This is a genomic window from Microbacterium sp. MYb64 (genome assembly GCF_002979495.1).
Taxonomy (GTDB): Bacteria; Actinomycetota; Actinomycetes; order Actinomycetales; family Microbacteriaceae; genus Microbacterium; species Microbacterium azadirachtae_A.
On the sequence record NZ_PCOW01000014.1, the window covers coordinates 68,794 to 91,767 of the forward strand.

20 protein-coding genes are annotated in these 22,974 nt (G+C 71.5%); 13 read left to right on the forward strand and 7 right to left on the reverse strand.

What is annotated here, in order from left to right; genetic code table 11:
* Positions 1 to 38 precede the first annotated feature (38 nt).
* The 3 genes from CQ044_RS13200 to CQ044_RS13210 all read left to right on the forward strand — a co-directional run bounded on the left by CQ044_RS13200 (position 39) and on the right by CQ044_RS13210 (position 3,231).
* The gene (locus CQ044_RS13200) at positions 39 to 710 is read left to right on the forward strand and encodes a TrkA family potassium uptake protein (RefSeq protein ID WP_045272962.1); all 672 of its coding nucleotides are present in this window, start codon (positions 39 to 41) and stop codon (positions 708 to 710) included.
* 158 nt (positions 711 to 868) lie between these two features.
* Positions 869 to 1,657 carry an ABC transporter ATP-binding protein gene (locus tag CQ044_RS13205; RefSeq protein WP_105688886.1) on the forward strand — a complete coding sequence of 263 codons (789 nt, stop codon included), beginning with the start codon at positions 869 to 871 and terminating at the stop codon, positions 1,655 to 1,657.
* Positions 1,639 to 3,231: a hypothetical protein gene (locus CQ044_RS13210; RefSeq protein ID WP_105688887.1), complete on the forward strand. Its 1,593-nt coding sequence runs from the start codon at positions 1,639 to 1,641 to the stop codon at positions 3,229 to 3,231. The genes CQ044_RS13205 and CQ044_RS13210 overlap by 19 nt, the downstream gene beginning before the upstream one ends.
* 61 nt (positions 3,232 to 3,292) lie before the next feature.
* On the opposite strand, the gene proC is transcribed toward CQ044_RS13210, so the two are convergent.
* A complete protein-coding gene (proC, locus tag CQ044_RS13215) occupies positions 3,293 to 4,129 on the reverse strand; it encodes a pyrroline-5-carboxylate reductase (protein WP_105688888.1) in 837 nt (278 codons plus the stop codon).
* A gap of 127 nt (positions 4,130 to 4,256) precedes the next feature.
* On the opposite strand from proC, the gene CQ044_RS13220 reads away from it, so the two are divergent.
* Both CQ044_RS13220 and CQ044_RS13225 read left to right on the forward strand, forming a co-directional pair.
* Positions 4,257 to 5,228 (forward strand): cation diffusion facilitator family transporter, encoded by a 972-nt coding sequence (locus CQ044_RS13220; protein ID WP_105688889.1) that lies wholly within the window; start codon positions 4,257 to 4,259, stop codon positions 5,226 to 5,228.
* A 16-nt stretch (positions 5,229 to 5,244) separates the two neighbouring features.
* On the forward strand, positions 5,245 to 6,135 hold the full coding sequence (locus CQ044_RS13225) for an alpha/beta hydrolase (RefSeq protein ID WP_105688890.1): 891 nt from the start codon (positions 5,245 to 5,247) through the stop codon (positions 6,133 to 6,135).
* Between the two features lie 183 nt (positions 6,136 to 6,318).
* Here CQ044_RS13225 and CQ044_RS13230 read toward each other — a convergent pair whose 3' ends face one another.
* The gene (locus CQ044_RS13230; protein ID WP_374954860.1) at positions 6,319 to 6,786 is read right to left on the reverse strand and encodes a nucleoside deaminase; all 468 of its coding nucleotides are present in this window, start codon (positions 6,784 to 6,786) and stop codon (positions 6,319 to 6,321) included.
* A 113-nt stretch (positions 6,787 to 6,899) separates the two neighbouring features.
* Here CQ044_RS13230 and CQ044_RS13235 point away from each other — a divergent pair, with 113 nt between their 5' ends.
* The 3 genes from CQ044_RS13235 (at position 6,900) to upp (ending at position 8,424) form a co-directional block, all read left to right on the forward strand.
* Positions 6,900 to 7,499 carry a hypothetical protein gene (locus tag CQ044_RS13235; RefSeq protein WP_105688891.1) on the forward strand — a complete coding sequence of 200 codons (600 nt, stop codon included), beginning with the start codon at positions 6,900 to 6,902 and terminating at the stop codon, positions 7,497 to 7,499.
* On the forward strand, positions 7,496 to 7,696 hold the full coding sequence (locus CQ044_RS13240) for a DUF6186 family protein (RefSeq protein WP_045272854.1): 201 nt from the start codon (positions 7,496 to 7,498) through the stop codon (positions 7,694 to 7,696). Before CQ044_RS13235 ends, CQ044_RS13240 begins: the two co-directional genes overlap by 4 nt.
* Before the next feature lie 95 nt (positions 7,697 to 7,791).
* Positions 7,792 to 8,424: a uracil phosphoribosyltransferase gene (gene upp, locus CQ044_RS13245; protein WP_105688892.1), complete on the forward strand. Its 633-nt coding sequence runs from the start codon at positions 7,792 to 7,794 to the stop codon at positions 8,422 to 8,424.
* 45 nt (positions 8,425 to 8,469) lie between these two features.
* Here the strand turns inward: upp and CQ044_RS13250 are convergent, their stop codons facing one another.
* The 3 genes from CQ044_RS13250 to nadE all read right to left on the reverse strand — a co-directional run bounded on the left by CQ044_RS13250 (position 8,470) and on the right by nadE (position 13,813).
* Positions 8,470 to 9,237 (reverse strand): GNAT family N-acetyltransferase, encoded by a 768-nt coding sequence (locus tag CQ044_RS13250; RefSeq protein ID WP_105688921.1) that lies wholly within the window; start codon positions 9,235 to 9,237, stop codon positions 8,470 to 8,472.
* Positions 9,227 to 12,904 (reverse strand): bifunctional RecB family nuclease/DEAD/DEAH box helicase, encoded by a 3,678-nt coding sequence (locus CQ044_RS13255; protein WP_105688893.1) that lies wholly within the window; start codon positions 12,902 to 12,904, stop codon positions 9,227 to 9,229. The genes CQ044_RS13250 and CQ044_RS13255 overlap by 11 nt, the downstream gene beginning before the upstream one ends.
* 90 nt (positions 12,905 to 12,994) lie before the next feature.
* On the reverse strand, positions 12,995 to 13,813 hold the full coding sequence (gene nadE / locus CQ044_RS13260) for an ammonia-dependent NAD(+) synthetase (protein ID WP_105688894.1): 819 nt from the start codon (positions 13,811 to 13,813) through the stop codon (positions 12,995 to 12,997).
* Positions 13,814 to 13,925: 112 nt separating this feature from the next.
* On the opposite strand from nadE, the gene CQ044_RS13265 reads away from it, so the two are divergent.
* The 5 genes from CQ044_RS13265 (at position 13,926) to CQ044_RS13285 (ending at position 19,692) form a co-directional block, all read left to right on the forward strand.
* Entirely contained in the window at positions 13,926 to 14,483 is a 558-nt protein-coding gene (locus CQ044_RS13265) for a nucleoside phosphorylase (RefSeq protein ID WP_045272851.1), read from the forward strand.
* Positions 14,484 to 14,685: 202 nt separating this feature from the next.
* The gene (locus CQ044_RS13270) at positions 14,686 to 16,266 is read left to right on the forward strand and encodes a carboxyl transferase domain-containing protein (protein ID WP_308736931.1); all 1,581 of its coding nucleotides are present in this window, start codon (positions 14,686 to 14,688) and stop codon (positions 16,264 to 16,266) included.
* 29 nt (positions 16,267 to 16,295) lie between these two features.
* Positions 16,296 to 18,395: an acetyl-CoA carboxylase biotin carboxylase subunit gene (locus CQ044_RS13275; protein ID WP_105688896.1), complete on the forward strand. Its 2,100-nt coding sequence runs from the start codon at positions 16,296 to 16,298 to the stop codon at positions 18,393 to 18,395.
* Positions 18,392 to 18,877, forward strand: a complete 486-nt coding sequence (locus CQ044_RS13280) for a MaoC family dehydratase (protein WP_105688897.1) — start codon at positions 18,392 to 18,394, stop codon at positions 18,875 to 18,877. The genes CQ044_RS13275 and CQ044_RS13280 overlap by 4 nt, the downstream gene beginning before the upstream one ends.
* Positions 18,874 to 19,692, forward strand: a complete 819-nt coding sequence (locus tag CQ044_RS13285; RefSeq protein ID WP_105688898.1) for a CoA ester lyase — start codon at positions 18,874 to 18,876, stop codon at positions 19,690 to 19,692. The genes CQ044_RS13280 and CQ044_RS13285 overlap by 4 nt, the downstream gene beginning before the upstream one ends.
* Before the next feature lie 33 nt (positions 19,693 to 19,725).
* Here the strand turns inward: CQ044_RS13285 and CQ044_RS13290 are convergent, their stop codons facing one another.
* Positions 19,726 to 21,099, reverse strand: coding sequence for a nitrate/sulfonate/bicarbonate ABC transporter ATP-binding protein (locus CQ044_RS13290; protein ID WP_105688899.1), 1,374 nt, complete (start codon positions 21,097 to 21,099; stop codon positions 19,726 to 19,728).
* Positions 21,100 to 21,153: 54 nt separating this feature from the next.
* Entirely contained in the window at positions 21,154 to 22,899 is a 1,746-nt protein-coding gene (locus CQ044_RS13295) for an ABC transporter permease subunit (RefSeq protein ID WP_105688900.1), read from the reverse strand.
* Between the last annotated feature and the right edge of the window lie 75 nt (positions 22,900 to 22,974).

Consider the following 22,974-nt stretch of genomic DNA (forward strand, 5'->3'; position numbering starts at 1 on the left):
ACCGAGGCACCTCGGCGGCGGACAGTAAAGTGGGCGGCATGGTTGAAGTGCTGCGCAACGACGCCCCGGTGCTCGTGATCGGGCTGGGCCGCTTCGGCGCCGCCTGCGCCGGCGAGCTGGACCGCCTCGACCGCGAGGTGCTCGCGATCGACACCAACCTCGAGCTGGTGCAGAAGTGGTCGGAGCGGGTCACGCACGCCGCGCAGGCCGACACCCGCAACATCGACGCGCTGCGTCAGATCGGCGCCCAGGACTTCCAGGTCGCCGTCGTCGCCGTGGGCTCGTCGATCGAGGCGTCGGTGCTCATCACCGCGAACCTGGTCGACCTCAAGGTGCCGCAGATCTGGGCGAAGGCGGTGTCCCAGTCGCACGGCAAGATCCTCGCCAGGGTGGGCGCGAACCATGTGGTCTACCCCGAGCGCGAGGCCGGGGAACGGGTCGCGCACCTCGTGAGCGGCCGCATGCTCGACTTCATCCGCTTCGACGACGACTTCGTGCTGGCCAAGATGTACCCGCCGAAGTTCATCCGCGGTGTCGGCCTGAACCAGTCCGGCGTGCGCAGCAAGTACAACGTGACGGTGGTGGGCGTGAAGAGCCCCGGCAAGCCGTTCCGCTACGCCGAGGCGGACACCGTCGTCACCAACCACGACCTCATCATCGTGTCGGGCACCAACAGCGACATCGAGCGGTTCTCCTCGCTGGATCGCTGACCCGCGCGCCCCCTCCACTCCGCGAGACTCCATCTGGGCGACGAGACTGCACGTTTGAGCCGCAGTCTCGTCGCGGAGTTGGAGTCTCGCGGTCAGAGATCGGGATGTCCGTCGCGCGGGGGATGCCGGCCGGGCGCGGCCCGTGATCGGATGGAGGCATGACCGACTCCACAGCGCCCTTCGCGGCCGCGCCGCCGGTGCTCTCCCTCCAGGGCCTTCGCAAGCAGTTCGGACAGAAGGTCGCCGTCGACGACCTCTGGCTCGACGTCCCCGCCGGATCCATGCTCGGCCTGCTCGGCCCCAACGGTGCAGGCAAGACCACGACCCTCGCGATGACCACGGGCCTGCTGCGCCCCGACGCCGGCACCGCCCGCGTGCTCGGCGCGGACGTGTGGCAGGATCCGGCCGCGGCGAAGGGCCGCATGGGCGTGCTGCCGGACGGCGTGCGCATGCTCGACCGCCTCACCGGCGCCGAGCTGCTGCGGTACACCGGGCTGCTGCGCGGCATGACGGAGGCCGAGGTGGTCGGCCGCTCCGGCGAGCTGCTCGAGGCGCTGGGGCTCGCCGACGCCGGCAGCACGCTGGTCGTGGACTACTCCGCGGGCATGCGCAAGAAGATCGGCCTCGCGTGCGCGCTCATCCACGCGCCACGCCTGCTCATCCTGGACGAGCCGCTCGAGGCCGTCGACCCCGTCTCGGGCGAGACGATCCGGCAGATCCTGCGGGGCTTCGTCGCCGGCGGCGGCACGGTCGTGCTGTCCAGCCATGTGATGGAGCTCGTCGAGTCCCTGTGCGATCGCGTCGCGATCGTCGCCGAGGGGCGCCTTCTCGCGAACGGCACCCTCGACGAGGTGCGCGCGGGCGAGACCCTGCAGCAGCGCTTCCTGTCCCTGGTCGGCGCGCACGAGCTCGGATCGGAGACGCTCGCATGGTTGCGCTCCTCGTAAGCCTGCGCTGGCGTCAGCTCGGGCACCAGCTCGGACGCAACCCGTGGATGATCGTGTCGCTGATCATCTCGGGGATGATCGCCCTCGGACTGCTGACCGCCCTGGCCGCAGGCCTCGTGGCACTGCGGATCGCTGCGCCCGACGCGGCCGTGCGCACGCTGGTGCTGGTCGGCGCCGGCATGGTGCTGGTGTGGTGGATCGGCTCGATCGTGGTGAGCGTCGACGACTCGCTCGCCCCTGAGCGCTTCGCCCTGCTGCCGGTCACGGCGCGAGCGATGCTGCCGGGGCTCGTGGTCGCCGGCGCCACCACGATCGGCGGCATCGGCACGACCGTGGCGCTGCTGCTCATGCTCGTGGGGTGGTCGGTCAGCCCGCTCGCGCTCGTGGCCGCCCTGATCCTGATCCCGCTCGCGCTCGCGACGTGCGTGCTCGGCGCCAGGGTGGTCAGCGGCCTGCTCGCCGGATGGCTGGCCGGTCGGCGCACCCGCGACCTGGTGATCACGCTCGGCGTGCTGCTCGTCGCCTGCTCTGGCCTGCTGATCAACGTGCTCGTGCGCGCATTCGCGCGGCTCTCGGATCCCACGGCGGTCCTGCCTGCGATCGCCGATGCCGCCGGATGGACGCCGCTCGGCGCCGTGTTCGGGGTCCCCGCCGCGCTCGCCCAGGGCGATCTGCTCGCGGCGGGCCTCCGGCTGCTCATCGCTCTCGCGACCGCCGCGGCCCTGTGGTTCGCCGCGCGCGGACTGCTCGCCGCACGCCTGGTCGCACCGATCCAGAGCCGCGGCGGCGGACGCGTTCGCTCCGGCGGGCTGCTCGATCGGATCCTCCCCGCCACCGCAGTCGGGGCGATCGCTGCTCGCACCCTGCGCTACGCCACGCGCGACCCGCGCCAGGTGATCAACACCGTGATGATGCTGCTGCTGCCTGCCCTGCTGATCGGTGTCGCTCTGATGAACGGGCGCGGCGAGGGCTCGCTGGCGCTCGGCCCCGGCACGATCCTCATCCCGTCGATCAACGCGCTGCTGATCGGCACCATCCTGCAGCTCGGCATCGCCTACGACAACGACGCGATCGCGCTGCACATCCACACCGGCGTACCAGGTCGGGCGGATCGCGCCGGCCGTCTGCTGGGGTTCGGGATCATCGCCGTGCCCGTGACGATCGTGCTGTGCGTCGCGGCGAGCGCTATCGCAGGACGGATCGACCTCCTCCCTGCCAGCCTCGGCGCGGCCCTGGGGCTGGGGGCGGCGGCAGCCGGGATCGGCGTATGGGTCGGCGCGTTCCTGCCCGGCCGCGCGCCCGCTCCCGAGGCGAATCCGTTCGGACGCGGATCCTCCGGCGGGGTGCAGTCGATGGTCGCGATGATGATCATCACGCCGCTGAGCCTCGTGATCGGAGGGCCCGCGTTCGGCCTCGCGATCGCCGCGATCTGGACGCCGTGGCTCGGCTGGCTGAGCCTCGCGCTCGGCGTGGTCTGCGGCGGACTCGCCGCGTGGGGCGGCGCGGTGCTCGGCGGTCGGATCCTGGAGCGGCGCTGGCCCGAGGTGCTCACCGAGGTCGCCAGCGAGGCATGAGGCGGCGGGCCGGCGCTCCCCGACTCGAGGAGCGCCGGCCCGCGACTCAGGCTCCGGCGGCTCAGGCTCCCGCGGCGAGTTCGCGCGCCCGGGCGAGCGCGGCGTCGGTCGCGCGGGAGAAGAGGCCGTCGAGGTCCGCATCCTGCAGCACCGCGATCGCACGCTCGGTGGTGCCCTTGGGGCTCGTCACGCGGCGGCGCAACTCGGCGGGGTCCTCGCCCGATGCCTCCAGCAGCGCGGTCGCGCCGATGAAGGTCTGCTCGGCCATGAGACGAGCCTCGGGCTCGGCGAAGCCCTTGCCGATCGCGGCCTTGGTGAACTCCTCGATGAGCAGGAAGACGTAGGCGGGACCGGATCCGGAGATCGTGGAGAGCGGGTCGATCTGCTCCTCCGCGACCTCGATCACGGATCCGACCGTCTCGAAGAGCCGGCGCACGAGCGCGCGCTCCTCGTCGGTGACGTCCGCGGCCGCAGCGAGCCCGGTCACCGCGCGGCCCACGGTCGCGGGGGTGTTCGGCATGGACCGGAGCACGCTCGTGCCCGCGGGCAGGTGCGCGGCGAAGGTGGCCAGGGTGACGCCGGCCGCGATGCTCACGACGATCGCGTCCTCACGCAGATGCGGGGCGATCTCGTCGAGCAGATCCGGCACCATGGCGGGCTTCACGCCGACGACGACGATGCGCGCGCCGGCCGCCACGTCGTTGCCGTCGGGCTGCTGCTCGAGCGCGATCGATCGCACGCCGGGCAGTCCCTCGAGCTCGGCGGCGCGCGCGGACGTGCGGTTGGTGGCGGTGATGCCGCCATCGACCGGGATCGCGCTGGCGACGAGGCCGCGCAGGATCGCGCCTCCCATCGAACCGGCACCGAGGAACGCGACAGAGGGGAGTGCATCGACCATGCGGCCATCCTACGAGCCGAGGCTCGCGGCACGCCCGGATCCCGTGTTCGGACTCCGCAGGCGGTCGGCGCCGCCGTGCGCGGATCGGCGCCGTCACGGGCGGCATCGCCCGACATAGACTCGTGGCATGAGTGCATCCGGTGGCGGCAAGGCGATCCTGGCGGCGTTCCTCGCGAACCTGGGCATCGCGCTCGCGAAGCTCGTGGCCTGGCTGCTCTCCGGATCCGCCTCGATGCTCGCCGAGGCGATCCACTCGGTGGCCGACTCCGGCAACCAGCTGCTGCTCATGCTCGGCGGACGCAAGGCGCAGCGCAGGGCCGATCGCGAGCACCCCTTCGGCTACGGCCGTGAACGCTTCGTGTACGCGTTCGTCGTGTCGATCATCCTGTTCTCGGTCGGCGGCCTGTTCGCGATCTACGAGGGCGTGCAGAAGATCATCGAGCCGCACGAGATCGACCGGACCTGGTGGTGGCTGCCGCTCGCGGTCCTCGTCATCTCGATCGTGCTCGAGTCGTTCTCGCTGCGGACCGCGATCAAGGAGAGCAACCACGTGCGCCCGAAGGGGCAGTCGTGGGTGTCGTTCATCCGTCGCGCCAAGGCGCCGGAGCTCCCCGTCGTGCTGCTGGAGGACACCGGGGCTCTCGCGGGCCTCGTCTTCGCGTTGTTCGGCGTCGGCCTCACCCTGATCACCCACAACCCGCTGTTCGACGCGCTCGGCACGCTCATGATCGGCCTGCTGCTCGTGCTCATCGCGGTGGTGCTGGGCATCGAGACCAAGAGCCTGCTGGTCGGCGAGGGCGCGAACGAGGCGGACTACGACCGGATCGTCGACGCGATCCTGGCGGGCGACGAGGTCGAGAAGCTCATCCACATCAAGACCCTGTATCTCGGCCCCGACGAGCTGCTCGTCGCCGCGAAGATCGCGCTCACCTCGGACAAGACCGTGCGCGCGGCGGCGGACGACATCGACGCGATCGAGATCCGCATCCGCGAGGCCGTGCCGGCGGCGCGGGTGATCTATCTCGAACCCGACATCTACCGTCCGGCTCTGGATCCCACCCCGCCCACCGACACGTTCGTGCTGCGTTCGGCCGACTGACCGGCGCGGAACCGTCGTGGTCGATCCGCTCGCCGAGGCGCTCGCCGACCCCACCCTGTCCGCGGACGCGCGGCAGAAGCTGCAGAACGTCCAGGACGTGCTGCACGCCGACTCGCAGGCGCGCCTGATCTCGCTGTTCTTCGAGGGCGAAGAGCCTCGCGCCGCGGTGGCGTTCGGCGACTTCGATGCGGCAGAGCTGATCGTGGTCGTGCTGCACGGGATCGACACGGATCTCGCCGCCTTCCGAGGCTGGGCGGGCATCGCCCAGCGGCTGTGCGCCGACACGATCCGCGCCAGCGCGCTGCGCGGCGGATCCGTCCGCATCGCGACCGTGGCCTGGTTCGGTTACGACTCCGGAACCCACCTGTCTGCGCTCGCCACCAAGCACGCGACCGTGGGGGCGGCACGGCTCGCGGGAGATCTGGTGCGCATGCGGCACCGGCATCCCGGTGCGCGCATCGCCGTGCTCGCCTACTCGTACTCGTCGACGTTGTTCGGTGAGCTCGTGCTCATGGACGGCGCGGGCCCGGTCTCGATGGCGTTCTCGATCGCCTCGGCGGGGATGACGCACATGGCCGCCGACGCGGTGGCGGAGGCGATCTCGAAGCGCGAGTTCTCGTTCTACGCCACGGAGGCCGCGAGCGACGCGACCGCTCCCCTGGGACGGCTGGGCGCGCATCCGGTCGACCCCCGCGACATCGAGGGCGCGATCGTGTACGGGTCCGATGGCGGCCCCATCCCGGGATCCGGCGGTCAGCAGGGCGAGGCCACCGACGGCCACGCGTCGCAGACCGAGGTCGACGAGCGCGGCGGACGGCACCCCGGGTACTTCGATCCGCGGGCGCAGGCGTACCTGTTCGCGCTGCAGCGCCTGGCCCGGCTCGCGTCGCGGCGCCCGAAGGCTTGACGGGCGGGACGGGTCGGGCGCGGTCGGGGCTCTCGGGGCGAGCGTTCGCCGTTTTGGGGCGCGATCCGCCGGTTCGGGGCGCACCAGGACACCCGATCGAGGCAGGACGCGCCCCAAAACGTGGAGCTGCGCCCCAAACTCAGCCATCCCCGACCGAGACCGGATCCCGGATCCTGTCTCGGGTCAGCGTCGCTCGGCGAAGAACGCGCGCAGCTGCTCCACGGCCTCGTCCTCGCGAACGCCGCCGACGACCTCGGCGCGGTAGGGCAGCCGACGGTCGCGCAGCACATCGTAGAGGGATCCGGCGGCACCGGCCTTGTCGTCCCAGGCGCCGAACACGACGCGCGCCACACGGGACTGCAGGATCGCCCCCGCGCACATCACGCACGGCTCCATCGAGACCACGAGGGTGCAGCCGGTGAGGTTCCAGGATCCCTGCGCCGCCGCGGCCGCGCGGAGCGCGACGATCTCGGCGTGGCCGGTGGGATCCGCCGTCTCCTCGCGGTTGTTGCGTCCCTCGGCGAGGATCCGACCCTCCGCATCGAGCACGACGGCGCCGACCGGGATCTCGTTCGCCGCAGCGGCCTCGGCGGCCAGCGCGAGCGCGCGATCCATCGCCGTGTCGTCCGTGACGATTCGTGGTGCGTTCACCGGCCCTCCCGACCGTCGAGCCTAGCCGGAGGGCCGCTGCAGGTCTCCCCCGGCCCCGGCCGGATCCCGCCGCTCCCCCGCGTCACGTGAGTAGCATGCGGATCAGGGGTGTCATGGGTGCTCGGACGGATGCGGATGCGAGGGCGGGTGCGGCGGGCCGCCCGTCGCGCGCGCTGCCCTGGCCCGTCCTGTGCTGGGTCGCGGTGCTGGTGCTGATCGGGATCGTCCAGGTCGTGCGCGCGCAGTGGCTCGACACGGTCGTGTTCTTCGGCGCGGCCCTGCTCGTCGTCGCAGCGCGGTGGACGCCTCCCCTTACCACGCGCCCCGTGCCGCTGCGGGTGATGGTGGTGGGCGCGGCGCTCGCAGGACTCGTCGTGTGCGTGCTCCCCCGCCATGGCGGCGGCATGGTCTCGACCGTGACCGCGATCGGGATCGCCGCCCTCGCCCTGGCGTGGCCGGGCGCCTCCGAAGGACCACGACCGTGGACGCCCGGCCTGCGGCGGCTGGCCTTGGTGTGGAGCGGGATCCTGGTCGCCGGTTGCCTCTGGGAGCTCGCGCAGTTCATCCTCAGCCGGATTCACCCCGATGCACCGTCCTATGCGCTCAGCGACCTGCTCGACCCGCTGCTCGACGGCGTGCCCGGCAGGATCCTGTTCACCGCGGCCTGGCTGGCCGGCGGCCTCTTCCTGCTGCGGAGAGGACCCCGGCGATGACTCTCCTCAGCATCGCCTACTTCGCCCTGTGCGCCGCTCTGCTCGCGCTGGGGACGTGGCGGATCCGGCGCGCGGATCCGGACGCGACCGTGACCGCGCTGTTCGACCGGCTGCTCGATGATCGCGCCGTGCGCATCGCGGTGGTCGTCGTCTGGTGGTGGCTGGGCTGGCACTTCCTCGCCGGCACGACGCTGTGACCGGCACGGCCACGGTCACGGACACGGGCACGGGCACGACGCCGTCGCGGGAATCGGCGCATCGCACGGCGGCCAGGGCGAAGTACCCTGTAACTATGCGTGTGCACGTCGCCGACCACCCCCTCATCACCCACAAGCTGTCGGTGCTGCGCGATGCGCGCACCCCGTCGCCTGTGTTCCGCCAGCTCACCGAGGAGCTCGTGACGCTGCTCGCGTACGAGGCGACGCGCAATGTGCGGGTGAGCCCGGTCGAGATCACCACCCCGGTCACCACGACCATGGGCGTCAAGATCTCCGAGCCGCGGCCGATCGTCGTCCCGATCCTGCGTGCCGGCCTCGGCATGCTCGAGGGGCTCGTCAAGCTGCTGCCGACGGCCGAGGTCGGCTTCCTCGGCATGGTCCGCGACGAGGAGACCTTCGAGCCGACGACCTACGCCGAACGCCTTCCGGACGATCTCAGCGGACGTCAGTGCTTCGCGATCGACCCGATGCTCGCGACCGGCGGATCCCTCGCGGCCGCGATCCAGTTCCTCTTCGACCGCGGTGCGGACGATGTCACCGCGATCTGCCTGCTCGGCACGCCCGAGGGCGTCGCGGCGATCGAGAGGCTCGTGGGCGACCGCAACGTCACCCTCGTCCTCGGTGCACTCGACGAGCGCCTGAACGAGAAGGGCTACATCGTGCCCGGCCTCGGCGACGCAGGGGACCGCCTGTACGGCACGGTCTGAAGCGAGCCCGGGTCCAGACCTCGAGCACGTCAGACCTCGAGCACGTCAAACCTCGAGCACGTAGGAGCGGTCCTCGCCGTATGCGGCGAAGCCGCAGCGCGCGAGGATCGGGGCCGAGGTCTCGACCCTGCCCTTGACGAGGGCCGTCGTCGCACCGTGCTCTCCCCCGATGCGCAACCGCTCGGCGAGCACGGCGCGATAGGCGCCCCTGCCCCGGAACGCGGGGAGAGTCGCCGCGCCCCACAGCCTCAGGAAACCGTCCGCGAGCGTGCACCCGGCCGTGCTGACCGCATGTCCATCGACACGGGCGAGCGCGCGGAACCCGGTCCCGGACTCGGCATCCGCGGTGACCTCGTCGAGCTGCGCCGCCAGGCCGTCCTCGTCGAGCGGCTGCTGCGCCCACACCGGAACGCTGATCGCATCCACGTCCCGCACCTGATCCAGCGTGCGCACGGTCTCGGCCATGATGCCCTCCGCCACAGGGATCGGATCCCCGGGGATCGCCCGCGCGAAAACGGTCACGGTGTCGTCATGCACCGCGCCGCGGCGGCGCAGCTCGTCCTCGACGTGCGGGGAATCGGCCGCGCCGACCCAGAACACCAGCTTCCGCTCGCCCCAGCCCCTGGTACGGCCGATCGCATGGTCGACGACTCCGGCAGCGTCGAGGGACGAGTCGATCACCGAGGCGCGCACGCCTCCGCCGAAGCGCGCGGGATAGCGCACCAGCTGCAGGTGCTCCCGTTCGCTCTCGCTGTCGCGCGGGAGCCAGACCCACGTCGCGGACGCCCGCAGGATCTCGGACTCAGAGTGCATCGGCGCGCTCCCGTCCGGCGTTCGCACCAGCCGGCTTCTCGGAAGACGACTCCTCGGAAGCCGGCCCCGCGGAGCACGGCCCCGCATCGTCGCGGTCGGCGCCGACGAGGTGCGCGAACGCGCTGAGCCGGGCGACGCCCTCGGGCGTCCACGGAAGGTCGTCGAGCAGGGCCGGCGAGTGCACCAGGTAGGCGGCGACCTTGGCGCGCGAGATCGCCACGTTGAGCCGGTTCTGCAGCAGCAGGAACTCGGGTCCGCGCGGGGCGTCCCGCCCGCTCGAGGCGGCGAGCGACGTGATCGAGACCACGGCCTCCCTGCCCTGGAAGTTGTCGACCGTGCCCACGGCGACCTCGCCGAGCCCGGCCTCGGCGAGCGCATCGAGGATCAGCTGCTTCTGCGCGTTGTAGGGCGCGACGACGATGACGTCCGCCTGCTCGAGAGCCCGCGGGGGCGCATCCTCCATGCCGTCGGTGTACTCCCGGCCGATCAGCCCGCGGACGATCCGGACGACCTCCGCGGCCTCCTCTGGCGACTGCGTGGCGTTGCCGCGATGCCGGATCGGCCGCACGTGCAGCCCGGGCTCGACGCCGTCGATCACGCGCCGCTCCGTGCCGGGCGCGGAGGCGAGAGCACCGGCGTACGCGAGCTGCGAGACCGGCGCCGCGACCTCAGGATGCATCCGCCAGGAGCGGGCGAGGAAGGCTCCGTGCGCGGGATCGATCACGGCCTTCTCGTGCATGACCCAGCCGAGCGCCGAGGTGTCGACGGGTTCGGGGTGCGTGCCCTGGCTGACCTGGGGCAGCTGCTGCGGGTCGCCGAGGAGCAGCAGGCGCTGCGCGGAGACGGCGACCGCGATCGTGGAGGCGAGCGAGAACTGCCCCGCCTCGTCGATCACCAGCAGGTCGAGCTCGCCGCGCTGCACGCGCCGGGTGCTGGAGAAGTCCCACGCGGTGCCGCCGACCACGCAGCCGCGTCCCGCGGAGGCCTGCTCCGCGAGGTATCCGGCCATCCCGTCCTTGCGGATCACGGTGAAGACGGGGTCCGGCCCGTGCGGATCCTTCGGCGCCTTCGCCACCTGCTCTGCAGGGACTCCGGCGGCGACCACCCGGTCGAGCAGGTTCTCCACGATCGCGTGCGACTGCGCGACCACGCCGATGCGGTATCCGTGGTCGTTCACGAGCCGGGCGATCACGTGCGAGGCGGTGTAGGTCTTGCCGGTGCCGGGAGGGCCCTGCACGGCGAGGTAGCTGCGGTCGAGGTCGAGCACGCCCCGCACAATCGCATCGGCGGCGTCTGCGCTGCCGCCGGGGTGCCCGTCGGGTCCCGTCTCCACCACCGGCAGCGGCCCGCCCGAGAGCGTGTGCGGCACGATCCGGCGCAGCACATCGGTCGCCGGATCCTGCGGGAACTCCGGTGACGCCGACAGCACGGATCCGGCCCATTCCTCGATCGCGCCCTGCAGGGAGTTCACCCGGGGCGGTGAGGCCGGGGTGAGGGCGAGCGGCAGCTCGTCCCAGGTCTGCCCGCTGATCGAGCGCTCGCGGATCCGGTACCCGTCATCGAGCACCTCGACGATCTCGACCTCGTGCGGCACGTGGATCACGCGCGCCGGGAACTCCCCGAAGAACGGCGCGGGGGCCTCGTACAGCGCGAAGGGACTGCCGCCGACGTTCAGGGTGCTGCCCGGCGCGACCTCGCCGTGCAGGTCGACGAGGCGCGTGACCGCGCGGGCGCCCTCCTCCTGCCCCCAGTCCTGCGCGACCGCAGAGCGGTCGGGGTCGACCCGCAGCACGTCGCGCGTGGACTCCCAGAGCGTCACGGGTTCGCGCAGGCGCTGGAAGTGCGAGATCCAGAAGCTCTTCGCCTCGCGCGGGAAGTAGTCGATCGCGGCGGCAGCGACCCGGTAGGTCTGGCCGTCTCCGCCCTCCGCCTGCACGCGCTGCCCCTCGGCCTGGAGCGCGAGCGAGAGCGGCGCCGGTTCGTAGGCGCGGGTCTCCGGCTCGTCCGGCGGCGCGGGCAGCACACCGGCCTCGCGCGCGAGGCCCACGAGCCAGTTGCGCAGGCGGCGCGTCGAGACGCAGTCGTAGCGGTTGTAGTCGGCGAGATCGGCGAGGATCCCGTCCGCCTCGGCCGTGCGTCCCGAGGCGGCGAGTCCTCGCGCCTGCACGTACTGGACGATCGAGTCGTCACCCTTCTGCACATCGCTCGTGCGCACTTCCGCGCCCATGTAGAGCGGCTCGAGCTTCTTGATCGAGTACGACCGGGATCCGATCCGCACCGTCCGCAGCACCAGCGGGTACAGGTCGACGAACACGCCCTCCCGGAGCAGCCGGTCGACCTCGGCCTCACCCACGCCGTAGCGCTCCGCCATGTTCTGCAGGTGCGAGGTCTCGTACGGCGCGTAGTGGTAGATGTGCATGTCGGGGTGCGCCGCCCGCCGCGCGGCGACGAAGTCGAGGAAGTCGAGCAGCGCCTGCTTCTCGGCCGCGAAGTCGTGCGCCCACAGCGCGGAGTACTGCTCCGCATCGTCGACCCAGCCGAACAGGTAGTCGAGGCCCCACAGCTTGTTCTCCTGGGGCGTGCCCTCGCCCTGCTCGGTGTAGAGCGGATCCCCCTCGAAGTCGAAGAACAGATCGCCGCGGCTCGGGCGCGGCATCATGCCGATCGCCGCGGCGGAGACGACCTCGAACGGCGGCGCAGGATGAGCGTCGGCGGCCCCCTCGGCCGCGCCCTCCGCGGCCATCGCGGTGAGCTGCAGCCGCGCCTGCGCGCGCAGCGCCTCGAAGGTCTCGGTGCTCATGCCCTCCGGGGCATCCGCCGCGGCCGCGAGGTCGTCGATCGTCCGGATGCCCGCGACGCGGAGGCGCGCCCGCTGCACCGGTCGCATGCGCGCGACGAGCAGCAGGTCTCGGTGCGCCACGACCTCGAGCTCGCATGTGGCACAGCGCCCGCACGCGACGATCTGCAGGTCGCCGCGGTCATCGCCCCAGGCGAGCGGGGCACCGGCCGCGCCCTCGTCGATGCGTCGGTCGGCGATGAGGGCGCGCAGGCGGGCCCTCCGCACGTGGAACAGCGGCAGCAGATCGCTCACCGCATGCGTCGAGATGCTGCGGTCGCCGAGGATCAGATCCACCTCGTCGGAGCGCGGAATGCCCAGCCCGTCGAGCTGGTCGACATATGCCGCCAGCTGCATGAGCGCCGTGACCCTGGCCGTGCGGGCGAGCTTGGAGTCCTGCACGCGCCACCGGCCGTCCGGGTCGCGGCTCAGGAAGTCGGCGAACCCGACGAACTCGGGCGTCGAGAACGCGGCCTGGTAGACCACCGTCGCCTCGGACCGCAGCGCGCGCAGCGTGTCGGCGACGACGCCCTCAAGCGCCTCGGCGTCGGTCGACGACACCTTGGGCAGTTCGATCACGCCCGGCCCTACGTCGACGGATCGCCCGTGCTCGGCGATGTAGTCGTCGAGCACCACGAGCTCGTGCGCATCACCCATCGCCGCGGCGCGGGCGAGCGTGGCGTCCTCCGGATCCTCGACCGGTTCGACCCGCCCGAGCTTCGCATCGACCGCGCGCGCCCAGGCGAATTCGCACTCCGCCGCGAGCTTCAGATCCGTGGCGCTCCAGATCACGCGCTTCCGGTCGGATCCGGAGGGGGTGATCACGCGCACGGCGGCTCCTGTCTTCGGGTGGCGACCGATCAGGCCGTCGCTTCGACCCTAGACGGGACCGCCGACATCACCGGGCCGGGAACCCCCGCCTCAGCGCCACCAGGTGTCGTCGGGGGTGACCGGCTGGCGGCGCTTGTGCGAGGTGGCGAGGTAGCGCGCTTCGATGCGCTCCGCCGCACTCGCCTCGACCTGCCGCCCCTCCAGGAAGTCGTCGATCTGCTCGTAGGTGAGCCCGAGCTCGTCCTCGTCGGCGCGCCCCGGCGTGCCATCGAGGAGGTCGGCCGTCGGCACCTTGTAGGCGAGGCGGTCCGGCGCCCCGAGCGCGAGCAGCAGCGCACGGCCCTGCCGCTTGGTGAGCCCGGCGAGCGGCGTGAGGTCGGCCGCCCCGTCGCCGAACTTCGTGAAGAACCCGGTCACCGCCTCGGCGGCGTGATCGGTGCCGATCACGAGCATGCCGCGCTGACCGGCGATCGCGTACTGCGTGACCATCCGCAGACGCGCCTTGATGTTGCCGCGGTGGAAGTCGGCGACGTCCTCCAGGCCCGCGGCCTCGAGGTCGTTCTCGAGGCCGTCGACCCCGTGCTCGATGTTGACCTCGACGCCCTCGTCCGCGGCGATGAACGCCATCGCCGCGGTCGCGTCGTCGGCGTCGTGCTGCACCCGGTAGGGCAGGCGCACGGCGATGAAGGTCGCCTCGCCGCCCTCGGCCCGCACCTTCTCGACGGCGAGCTGCGCGAGGCGCCCGGCGAGCGTCGAGTCCTGCCCGCCCGAGATCCCCAGCACGTAGCCCTTGGCGCCCGTGCGCCGGAGGTAGTCGACGAGGAAGCCGACCCGGCGGTCGATCTCGGCGGCGGGATCGATGTCGGGACGCACTCCGAGATCGGCGGCGATGTCCTGCTGCAGGGTCATGCTTCTCCTTCGGTCGTGGAACCAGTATGCGTCGATTCCGGTTGCTGAGCCTGTCGAAGCACCGGCGCATGAACGCAGGCGGCGCCCCGGCCGCGCCTGCGAGGATGGAGGCATGAGACTCCTCGTCGCCGCCCTCGCGTCCGAACTGCAGGCCTTCCCCGAGTCGCTGGAGGGTTTCGACCGGCTCGTGACCGGCCCCGGCAAGCTCAAGGCCGCCTACGGCCTCACCCGCGCGCTCGACGCGGCCGCGTACGAGGAGATCGTCGTCGTCGGCACGGCAGGCGGAGTGGATCCGGAGCTCCCGGGCGGCGTCTACGAGATCACGGCCGCGATCCAGCACGACGTGCAGGATCTGGACGGCGTGATCGGCCAGCACGTCTCACTGCCGCCGCGCGTCGCGACCGGCCGCGACGGCCTCGTGATCGCGACGGGCGACAGCTTCGTCGACGACGTCGCGGTGGTCGAGCGGATCCGCGGCCTCGGCGGGGTCCTCGTCGACATGGAGACCTACGCCTACGTGTGGGTCGCCGACCAGTTCGACGTGCCGATCCGCGTGCTGCGCGCGATCTCCGACACGGCCCAGGACGGCGCCACCACGGTATGGGACGAGACCGTCGCCGCCTGCAGCATCCAGCTCCGCGACCGCATCGGCGACGAGTACGGGGTCTGAGCCCAATCAGCGCGGTTCGACCGTTCGAAGCTCAGTCGATCGCGCATAGATCCGGCGCCTCGGAAGGCACAGACGCCGGATCGACTGAGTTCGGGACACACGGCCCAGGTCGAGGCACACCCGTGGACATTTCAGTTAACGCTCGCTAATCTGAATCACGAGTCCCATCCTCGCCCGATGGCCCTACCCGATGGAGGGTTCCGTGCCGCAGTCATCCGCGCCGAGCGCGCCAGCGCCGACCTACCGGGAGCTCGTCGACGAGCTGCGCGTGCGCCGCGCAGAGGCTGCCCTGGGGGGACCGGAGAAGTCCCGCATCCGCCACACCGAGCGCGGCAAGCTCCTCGCCAGGGACAGAGTCGACCACCTGCTCGACGTCGGCAGCCCCTTCCTCGAGGTCGCGCCCCTCGCCGGCTACGGCCTGTACGGCGGCGACGCCCCTTCGGGCGGCGTGGTCGCGGGGATCGGGCTCGTCCACGGCCGGCACGTCATGGTCGTCGCGAACGACGCCACGGTCAAGGGCGGCACCTACTACCCGATCACGGTCAAGAAGCACCTGCGCGCACAGGAGATCGCGGCCGAGAACCGGCTGCCCTGCATCTACCTCGTGGACTCCGGCGGCGCGTTCCTGCCGATGCAGGACGAGGTGTTCCCCGATCGGGACCACTTCGGCCGCATCTTCTACAACCAGGCCAGGATGTCCCGCGACGGCATCCCGCAGATCGCGGCGGTCATGGGCTCGAGCACCGCCGGCGGCGCCTACGTCCCCGCGATGAGCGACGAGACGGTGATCGTGCGCAACCAGGGCACGATCTTCCTCGGCGGCCCTCCGCTCGTGAAGGCGGCGACCGGCGAGGTCGTCACGGCGGAGGACCTCGGCGGCGGAGAGGTGCACACCCGGGTCTCCGGCGTCGCCGACCACCTCGCCGAGAACGACGAGCACGCGCTGCAGATCGTCCGGGACATCGTGGCGACGCTGCCGCCCTCCCCCGGCCTCGCGGATCCGCTCGCCGCGGTCGCCGAACCACCCGCCGTCGACCTGCTCGACCTGGTCCCGGTCGAGCTGACCGTGCCGTACGACGCGCGCGGCATCATCCGCGGCATCGTCGACGACGGCGCGTTCACGGAGTTCAAGCCCGAGTACGGCACCACCCTGGTGACCGCGTTCGCGCACATCCACGGACACCGCGTCGGGATCATCGCGAACAACGGCGTGCTGTTCGGGGAGTCGGCGCTCAAGGGGGCGCACTTCATCCAGCTCTGCGAGCAGCGCCGCACGCCGCTGCTGTTCCTGCAGAACATCACCGGCTTCATGGTCGGCCGCGAGTACGAGGCGAGCGGAATCGCGAAGCACGGCGCGAAGATGGTGAACGCCGTCGCGACCGCGACGGTGCCCAAGCTCACGGTCGTCGTGGGCGGATCCTTCGGCGCCGGCACCTACTCGATGTGCGGGCGGGCGTACTCGCCGCGGTTCCTCTGGCTCTGGCCGGGCGCCCGCGTGTCGGTCATGGGCGGGCCGCAGGCCGCGTCGGTGCTGTCGACCGTGCGCCGCGATCAGATCGAGGCGACTGGCGGATCCTGGTCGGCCGAGGAGGAGGCCGAGTTCCAGGCCCCGATCCGCGCCTCCTACGACGAGCAGGGCAGCCCCTATTACTCCACCGCCCGGCTGTGGGACGACGGGATCATCGAGCCGGGCCAGACCCGCGACGTGCTGGGCCTCGCGCTCGATGTCGTCATGCGGGCCCCTTCGACCGACCAGCCGGGCTACGGCGTCTTCCGGATGTGAGTGAGATGCGTCATACAGAGTCTGTCGACATGCGCCGCACCGGCCCCGTCGAAGTGCGCCGCACTGAGCCTGTCGAAGTGTTCGACACCGTCCTCATCGCCAATCGCGGCGAGATCGCCTGCCGCGTCATCGCGACCCTGCGCCGACTCGGGATCCGCTCGGTCGCCGTGTACAGCGACGCCGACGCCGGATCCCGCCACGTCGCCCTCGCCGACGTCGCCGTGCGGATCGGCCCCGCCCCCGCAGCGCAGAGCTACCTGAACATCGACGCCGTGCTGGATGCCGCCCGGGCGACCGGCGCGCAGGCGATCCACCCCGGCTACGGCTTCCTCGCCGAGAACGCCGCGTTCGCGCAGGCATGCGCCGACGCCGGGATCGTGTTCATCGGGCCGACCGCGGACGCCATCCGCACGATGGGCGACAAGATCACGGCCAAGCTCGCCGTCGCCGAGCGCGACGTGCCCACGGTGCCGGGAATCGCCCGCCCCGGTCTCAGCGATGCGGACCTCATCGCCGCGGCGCCGGGCATCGGCTATCCGCTGCTCATCAAGCCCTCGGCGGGCGGCGGCGGCAAGGGCATGCACGTGGTCGAGGACGAGGCGCACCTCGCCGACGCGATCGCCGCGGCGCGGCGCGAGGCCGCAGCGAGCTTCGGCGACGACGCGCTGTTCCTGGAGCGCTACCTCACGACTCCGAGGCACATCGAGGTGCAGATCCTCGCGGACGCGCACGGGCACGTCGTGCACCTCGGCGAGCGCGAGTGCTCGCTGCAGCGCCGGCACCAGAAGGTGATCGAGGAGGCGCCGTCCCCGCTGCTCGATGCGGCCACGCGTGCGGCGATCGGCGCGGCCGCCTGCGAGACCGCCCGCAGCGTCGACTACCGCGGCGCCGGCACCGTCGAGTTCATCGTCGAGGCGGCGAGGCCGGACGAGTTCTTCTTCATGGAGATGAACACCCGCCTGCAGGTGGAGCATCCCGTGACGGAGCAGGTCACGGGGCTCGACCTCGTGGAGCAGCAGCTGCTCATCGCCGCCGGAGCGCCGCTCGCCTTCGCGCAGGACGACGTCGTGCTGCGCGGCCACAGCATCGAGGCGCGCATCTACGCCGAGGATCCCGCGTCCGGCTTCCTGCCCACGGGTGGTCGGGTGCAGCGCGTGATCCACCCCGGGGGCGAAGGGATCAGGGTCGACACGGCGATCGCCGACGGCCTGGACGTGTCGATCGACTACGACCCCATGCTCGCGAAGATCATCGCGCACGGCGCGGATCGCGACGAGGCCCGCCGCAGACTGGTGCGGGCGCTCGACGAGACCGCGGTGTTCGGCTTCCCGACCAACGTGGAGTTCGTGCGGGCGCTGCTCGAGCTTCCCGAGGTCGTCGCGGGCGACCTCGACACCGACCTCATCGCCCGCCGCTTCGACGACCTCTCGTTCGCCGAGGCCGACGCGCGTGTGTTCGCGGAGGCGGCGCTGCTGCTCGACGCCGCGCGTGATGCCGACACCGAGCCCGACGCCGAGACCGTGTCGAGCCCGTGGAGTCGCCGCGACGGCTGGCGCCTCGGCGCCCTCGCCCCGCGCCGCTATGCGCTGGTCTGCGGCGAGCGCCGCGCCGAGGTGCTCGTGTCCGGAACCGGATCCGCCCTGTCGGTCGCGATCGACGGGTCCTCCCCCGTCGCGGCGGCGCGGCGCGGCGAGGAGCCCTCGGGGCGCACGCTCACGATCGACGGCGTCACCCGCACGATCGCGGCATACGCGACCGGATCCGATCGGATCGCGGTCGCGCACGCGGGTGCGGTCTTCGAGGTCGCCGTGGACCGGGTCTCGCACGGCGGTGCCACCGCTGCGGAGACGCACCCCCATCTGGACTCCCCCATGCCGGGGACGGTCGTGCTCGTGCACGCGTCCGACGGCTCCAGGGTCGAGGAGGGCGCCCCCGTCCTCGTCGTCGAGGCGATGAAGATGGAGCACGTGCTGCGCGCGGGCGTCGCCGGAACCGTCTCGCTCCACACGGCGCAGGGCGACACCGTCGCGCGCGGACAGACCCTGGCGACGATCACCCCCGATGCCGGCGACGCGACATCCGATGACGCGGCCTCCGACGCACCGGGCGAACCACAGGAGACGACGTGAGCGAGAACCGCATCGAGCAGCGCGGACTCTATTTCGAGGAGTTCGAGGAGGGCGCGGTCTACCTGCACCGCCCAGGACGCACGGTCACCGAGGCCGACAACGTGCTGTTCACGACCCTGACCATGAACACCCAGGCCCTGCATCTGGATGCGGCGTGGAGCGCCGGCACCGAATTCGGCGAGCGCCTGGTGAACAGCATGTTCACCCTGTCCACGCTCGTCGGGCTCTCCGTCGCCCAGCTCACGATGGGCACGATCGTGGCGAACCTCGGCTTCTCCGACGTGTCCTTCCCCGCCCCCGTGCGGATCGGCGACACCCTGTACGCCGAGACGCTGATCGTGTCGAAGCGGTTGTCGTCGTCGCGACCTGGACAGGGCATCGTGCAGTTTGCGCACACCGGGCGCAACCAGGACGGCGCCGTGGTCGCCCTCGCCACGCGGTCGACGCTCATGCAGTGCCTTCCCCTCGAGGAGAGCCGATGAGCGCCGCGATCCACGGCCCCGCCCTGCTGTTCTGCCCCGCAGATCGTGACGACCGCTACGCCAAGGCCCTCGACGCCGCCGACACGGTGATCGTGGACCTCGAGGATGCGGTCGCGCCGGACGACAAGCCCGCCGCGCGCGCGAAGGTCGCCGCCTCGGCACTGGATCCGGAGCGCACGATCGTGCGGGTGAACCCGGCGAGCACCCCCGACCATGCGCTCGACCTTGCCGCCCTCGGCGGCACGGAGTATCGCATGGTGATGCTCGCCAAGGCCGAGTCCGCCGCCGACCTCGACGCCCTTCACGCCGCCGGCCTGCAGGTGATCGCGCTGTGCGAGACCGCGCGCGGAGTCGTCCACGCCGAGGAGATCGCCGCGCACCCCGCGGTCATCGGGCTCATGTGGGGCGCAGAGGATCTCGTCGCGAGCATGGCAGGGCGGTCGAGCCGGTTCACCACGGGCGCCCATGCCGGCCGCTACCGCGACGTCGCGCGCCACGCGCGCTCCCGCGTGCTGCTGGCGGCGAAGGCCTACGGGAAGGCGGCGATCGACTCCGTGCACCTCGACATCGCCGATGTCGAGGGCCTCCGCGCCGAGGTGCTCGATGCGGCGGCCAGCGGCTTCGACGCCACCGCCTGCATCCACCCGAGCCAAGTCGCGGTGATCCGCGAGGGCTATGCCGCGACGCCCGACGAGCGGGACTGGGCCGAACGGGTGCTCGCCGAGGCCGAGCACCGGCCAGGGGTGTTCCGCTTCGAGGGACGAATGGTCGACGAGCCGGTGCTGCGCCAGGCGAGGGCGATCCTCGCGGGCTGACCCGGACTCAGGCCGCCGGGCCGGGCGCAAACGTCACCCCCGGCCTCCGTCCGCAGCTTTCCCCGCGGCCAGATGCCGCTCCGCCTCGGCGGCGAGCTCGCCGAGCACGAGCTCTCCCGTGTCGGCGTCGTAGTCGTACAGCTCCCCATAGCGTCCCCAGTCGATCGCGATGTCGAGCTGCTTGCGGGCGTCCTCCGCCGTGTAGCCGCGCCGCAGCAGATCGAGGAAGAAGTCGTCGCGCAGCGCGCCGTCGTCGCTGTTCTCCAGCGCCTTCACGATCGTCCTGATGAGCGGCACGTTCTGCACCGCCCGCGCCGCGAACAGCTCCTTGCTGGTCTGGATGTCGGCGGTCAGCCACTCCCGCCCTCCCCCGTTGAGGAACGCCTGCGCACCCTCGACCTCGAGCAGCCCCAGCAGCTGCGCGGCGTCCACGAGCGGCAGCAGGTCGTCCACCTCGAACGACAGCTCATCCGCGAGATCGGGCAGATCGGTCTGCCCGTTGTGCGCGTGCACGATCTCGATGAGGCCGGCCAGCCCGCCGACCGTGATGTCCGGCAACGGGTGGCTGAGGGGGCTCGGCGCCGAGGCCGGGACCGCGGTGCGCTCGGTGTCGGTGAGCATTGCGTAGAGCGCATCGATCGTGGCCTCGAACGACGGGCTGCGGCGGTCGCGCGGGCGGGGCAGCAGGATCGGCACCTCCCCCTTGATGTGCCCTGGATTGGATCCCAGCACGATCACCCGGTCGGCGAGCAGCACCGCCTCCTCGATGTTGTGCGTCACGATGCAGATCGCGGAGGTCGGGAAGTCCGGCTGCGCCCAGAGCGACATGATCTCGCCCCGGAGATTCTCCGCGGTCAGCACGTCGAGCGCCGAGAACGGCTCGTCCATGAGGAGCGCGTCCGGGCGCAGCACCAGGGCGCGCGCGAAGCCCACCCGCTGGCGCATGCCACCGGAGAGCTCGCGCGGATACGCGGACTCGAATCCGTCCAGGCCGATCACGTCGATCGCGGCGAGCGCCCGCTCCCGGCGCTCCGCCGCGGGCACGCCGCGGGCCTCGAGCCCCAGCTCGACGTTGGCCTGCACCGTGAGCCACGGCATGAGGGCGAATGACTGGAACACCATCCCCACGCCGGGGTTCGCGCCGTCGAGCCGCTCCCCGCGGTAGCGCACCTCCCCGGTCGTCGGCGCGATGAGCCCCGCCATCGTGCGCAGCAGCGTCGATTTCCCGGATCCGGATTTGCCGAGCAGGGCGACGATCTCGCCCTTGCGCAGCGTGAGCGAGATCTCCGACAGCACGTCGAGCGTGGTGCCGTCGGCGGAGGGGAACGACTTCGTCACGCGGTCGATGTCGATGAGCGGCGCGCCGGTCTCCAGCGTCACGGGCGTGCGTGCGGTCTTCAGTGCCATGGGGCACCTCCTACAAGGATCGGGGATCAGAAATCAGGAATCGGGAATCAGGGATCAGGTCAGGGAGAAGCGCTTCTCGGCGATCCGGTACAGGCGGCGCCAGAACAGCCGGTTGATGCCGACGACGAACAGCGTCATCACGATCACCCCGACGAACGTGCGGGCGAAATCCCCCGCCGCGGTGGCGTTCGCGATGTAGGCGCCCAGGCCCGTCGCGGTGAGGGTGGTGTGGCCGTAGCCGACCACCTCCGAGACGATCGACGCGTTCCAGGCGCCGCCGGCCGCGGTGATCCCTCCGGTCACCCACGAGGCGAACACCGCGGGCAGGATCAGCCGCTTCCAGCGGAGCCACCGCGAGACGCCCAGGTTCAGCGACGCCTCGCGCAGATCCGCCGGGATCGCCGAGGCTCCGGCGATGACGTTGAACAGGATGTACCACTGCGCGCCCAGCGCCATCAGGAAGATGCCGCCGATGTCGAGGCTCACGCCCGTCGCGATGAGCAGCAGCGTGAAGAACGGGAACAAGAAGTTGGCGGGGAAGCTCGCGAGCACCTGCACCACGGGCTGCGCGAATCGGGTGACCCTGGGATTCATCCCGATCCACACCCCGATCGGAACCCAGATCAGCGTCGCCACGAGCACGAGGACGACGACGCGGGCGAACGTGACGAGGCCCAGCAGGATCGCTGTCCCGAACTCCGCCAGCCCGACGGATCCCTGGATGTAGATCAGCAGTTCGATCGCGCCCCAGGCGATGAGCAGGCCCACGACCACGCCGAAGACGATGTCGCCGGCGCGACGCCGGCCGGCGTTCACACGGAGCGGGCGATCGGCGAGTCCGAACGGCCGGGTCACGGCGTCGAGTCCGCGACCGACCGGACGCAGGACCATGCCCAGGTAGCGCGGCACACCGGAGTGCCGGAGCACGGCGAGCGTCATGCTGCGCTGCGGGACGGCGGCCGAGGTGTCGCCGGTGCGGAACTTCTCCGCCCATGCGGTCAGCGGGCGCCAGAACAGCGTGTTCACGCCGATCACCATGAGCACCATCACGCCGATCGCGAGGAGGATCGCCGGGACGTCCTGCTGCTCGGTCGCGGCGGCGACATACGATCCGATGCCGGGCAGGGCATAGGTGTGGTTGTTGACCGAGATCACCTCGGACGCGACGAGGAAGAACCAGCCGCCGCCGAAGCTCATCATCCCGTTCCAGACCAGGGGGATCATGCCGCTCGGGACGTCCAGCTTCCAGAAGCGCTGCCATTTCGTGAGCCGCAGCAGTCGCGCCGCCTCGTCGAGCTCACGGGGCTGCGTGGTCAGGGAGCTGTAGAACGCGAAGGTCATGTTCCAGGCCTGGCTCGTGAAGATCGCGAACACCGAGGCGCATTCCAGACCGAGCATAGATCCGGGGAAGAGCACCAGCCAGATCGTGAGCGTGACCGACAGGAACGCGAGCACCGGCACCGACTGCAGGATATCCAGCAGGGGGATGAGGATCTTCTCGGCGCGACGCGACCGCGCCGCCGCCGTCGCGTACGCGAAGGTGAACAGCAGGGATGCGAGCAGCGCGGCGAACATGCGCAGGAGCGAGCGCAGCGCGTAATACGGCAGGTGCGCCGGGTCGGTGGAGACGCTCGCCGCCGCGTTCGCGGGGGTGAACGGTGCGCCGACGCCCTCGGCGAGGCGGATCAGCAGGAACAGCAGCACCGCGAAGCCGACCAGCACGACGGCGTCGGCGATGAGGCGGGTGCGCGAGCGGGCGCCGACGGACGTGTGGCCGGCGAAGGGACGGAGGATCGTCATGGCGGGCTCCATGAGACGAGCGCCGCCCGAGCGGACCGCTGATCAGGAGGTCAGCGGCGCATCCGGCGAGCGCGA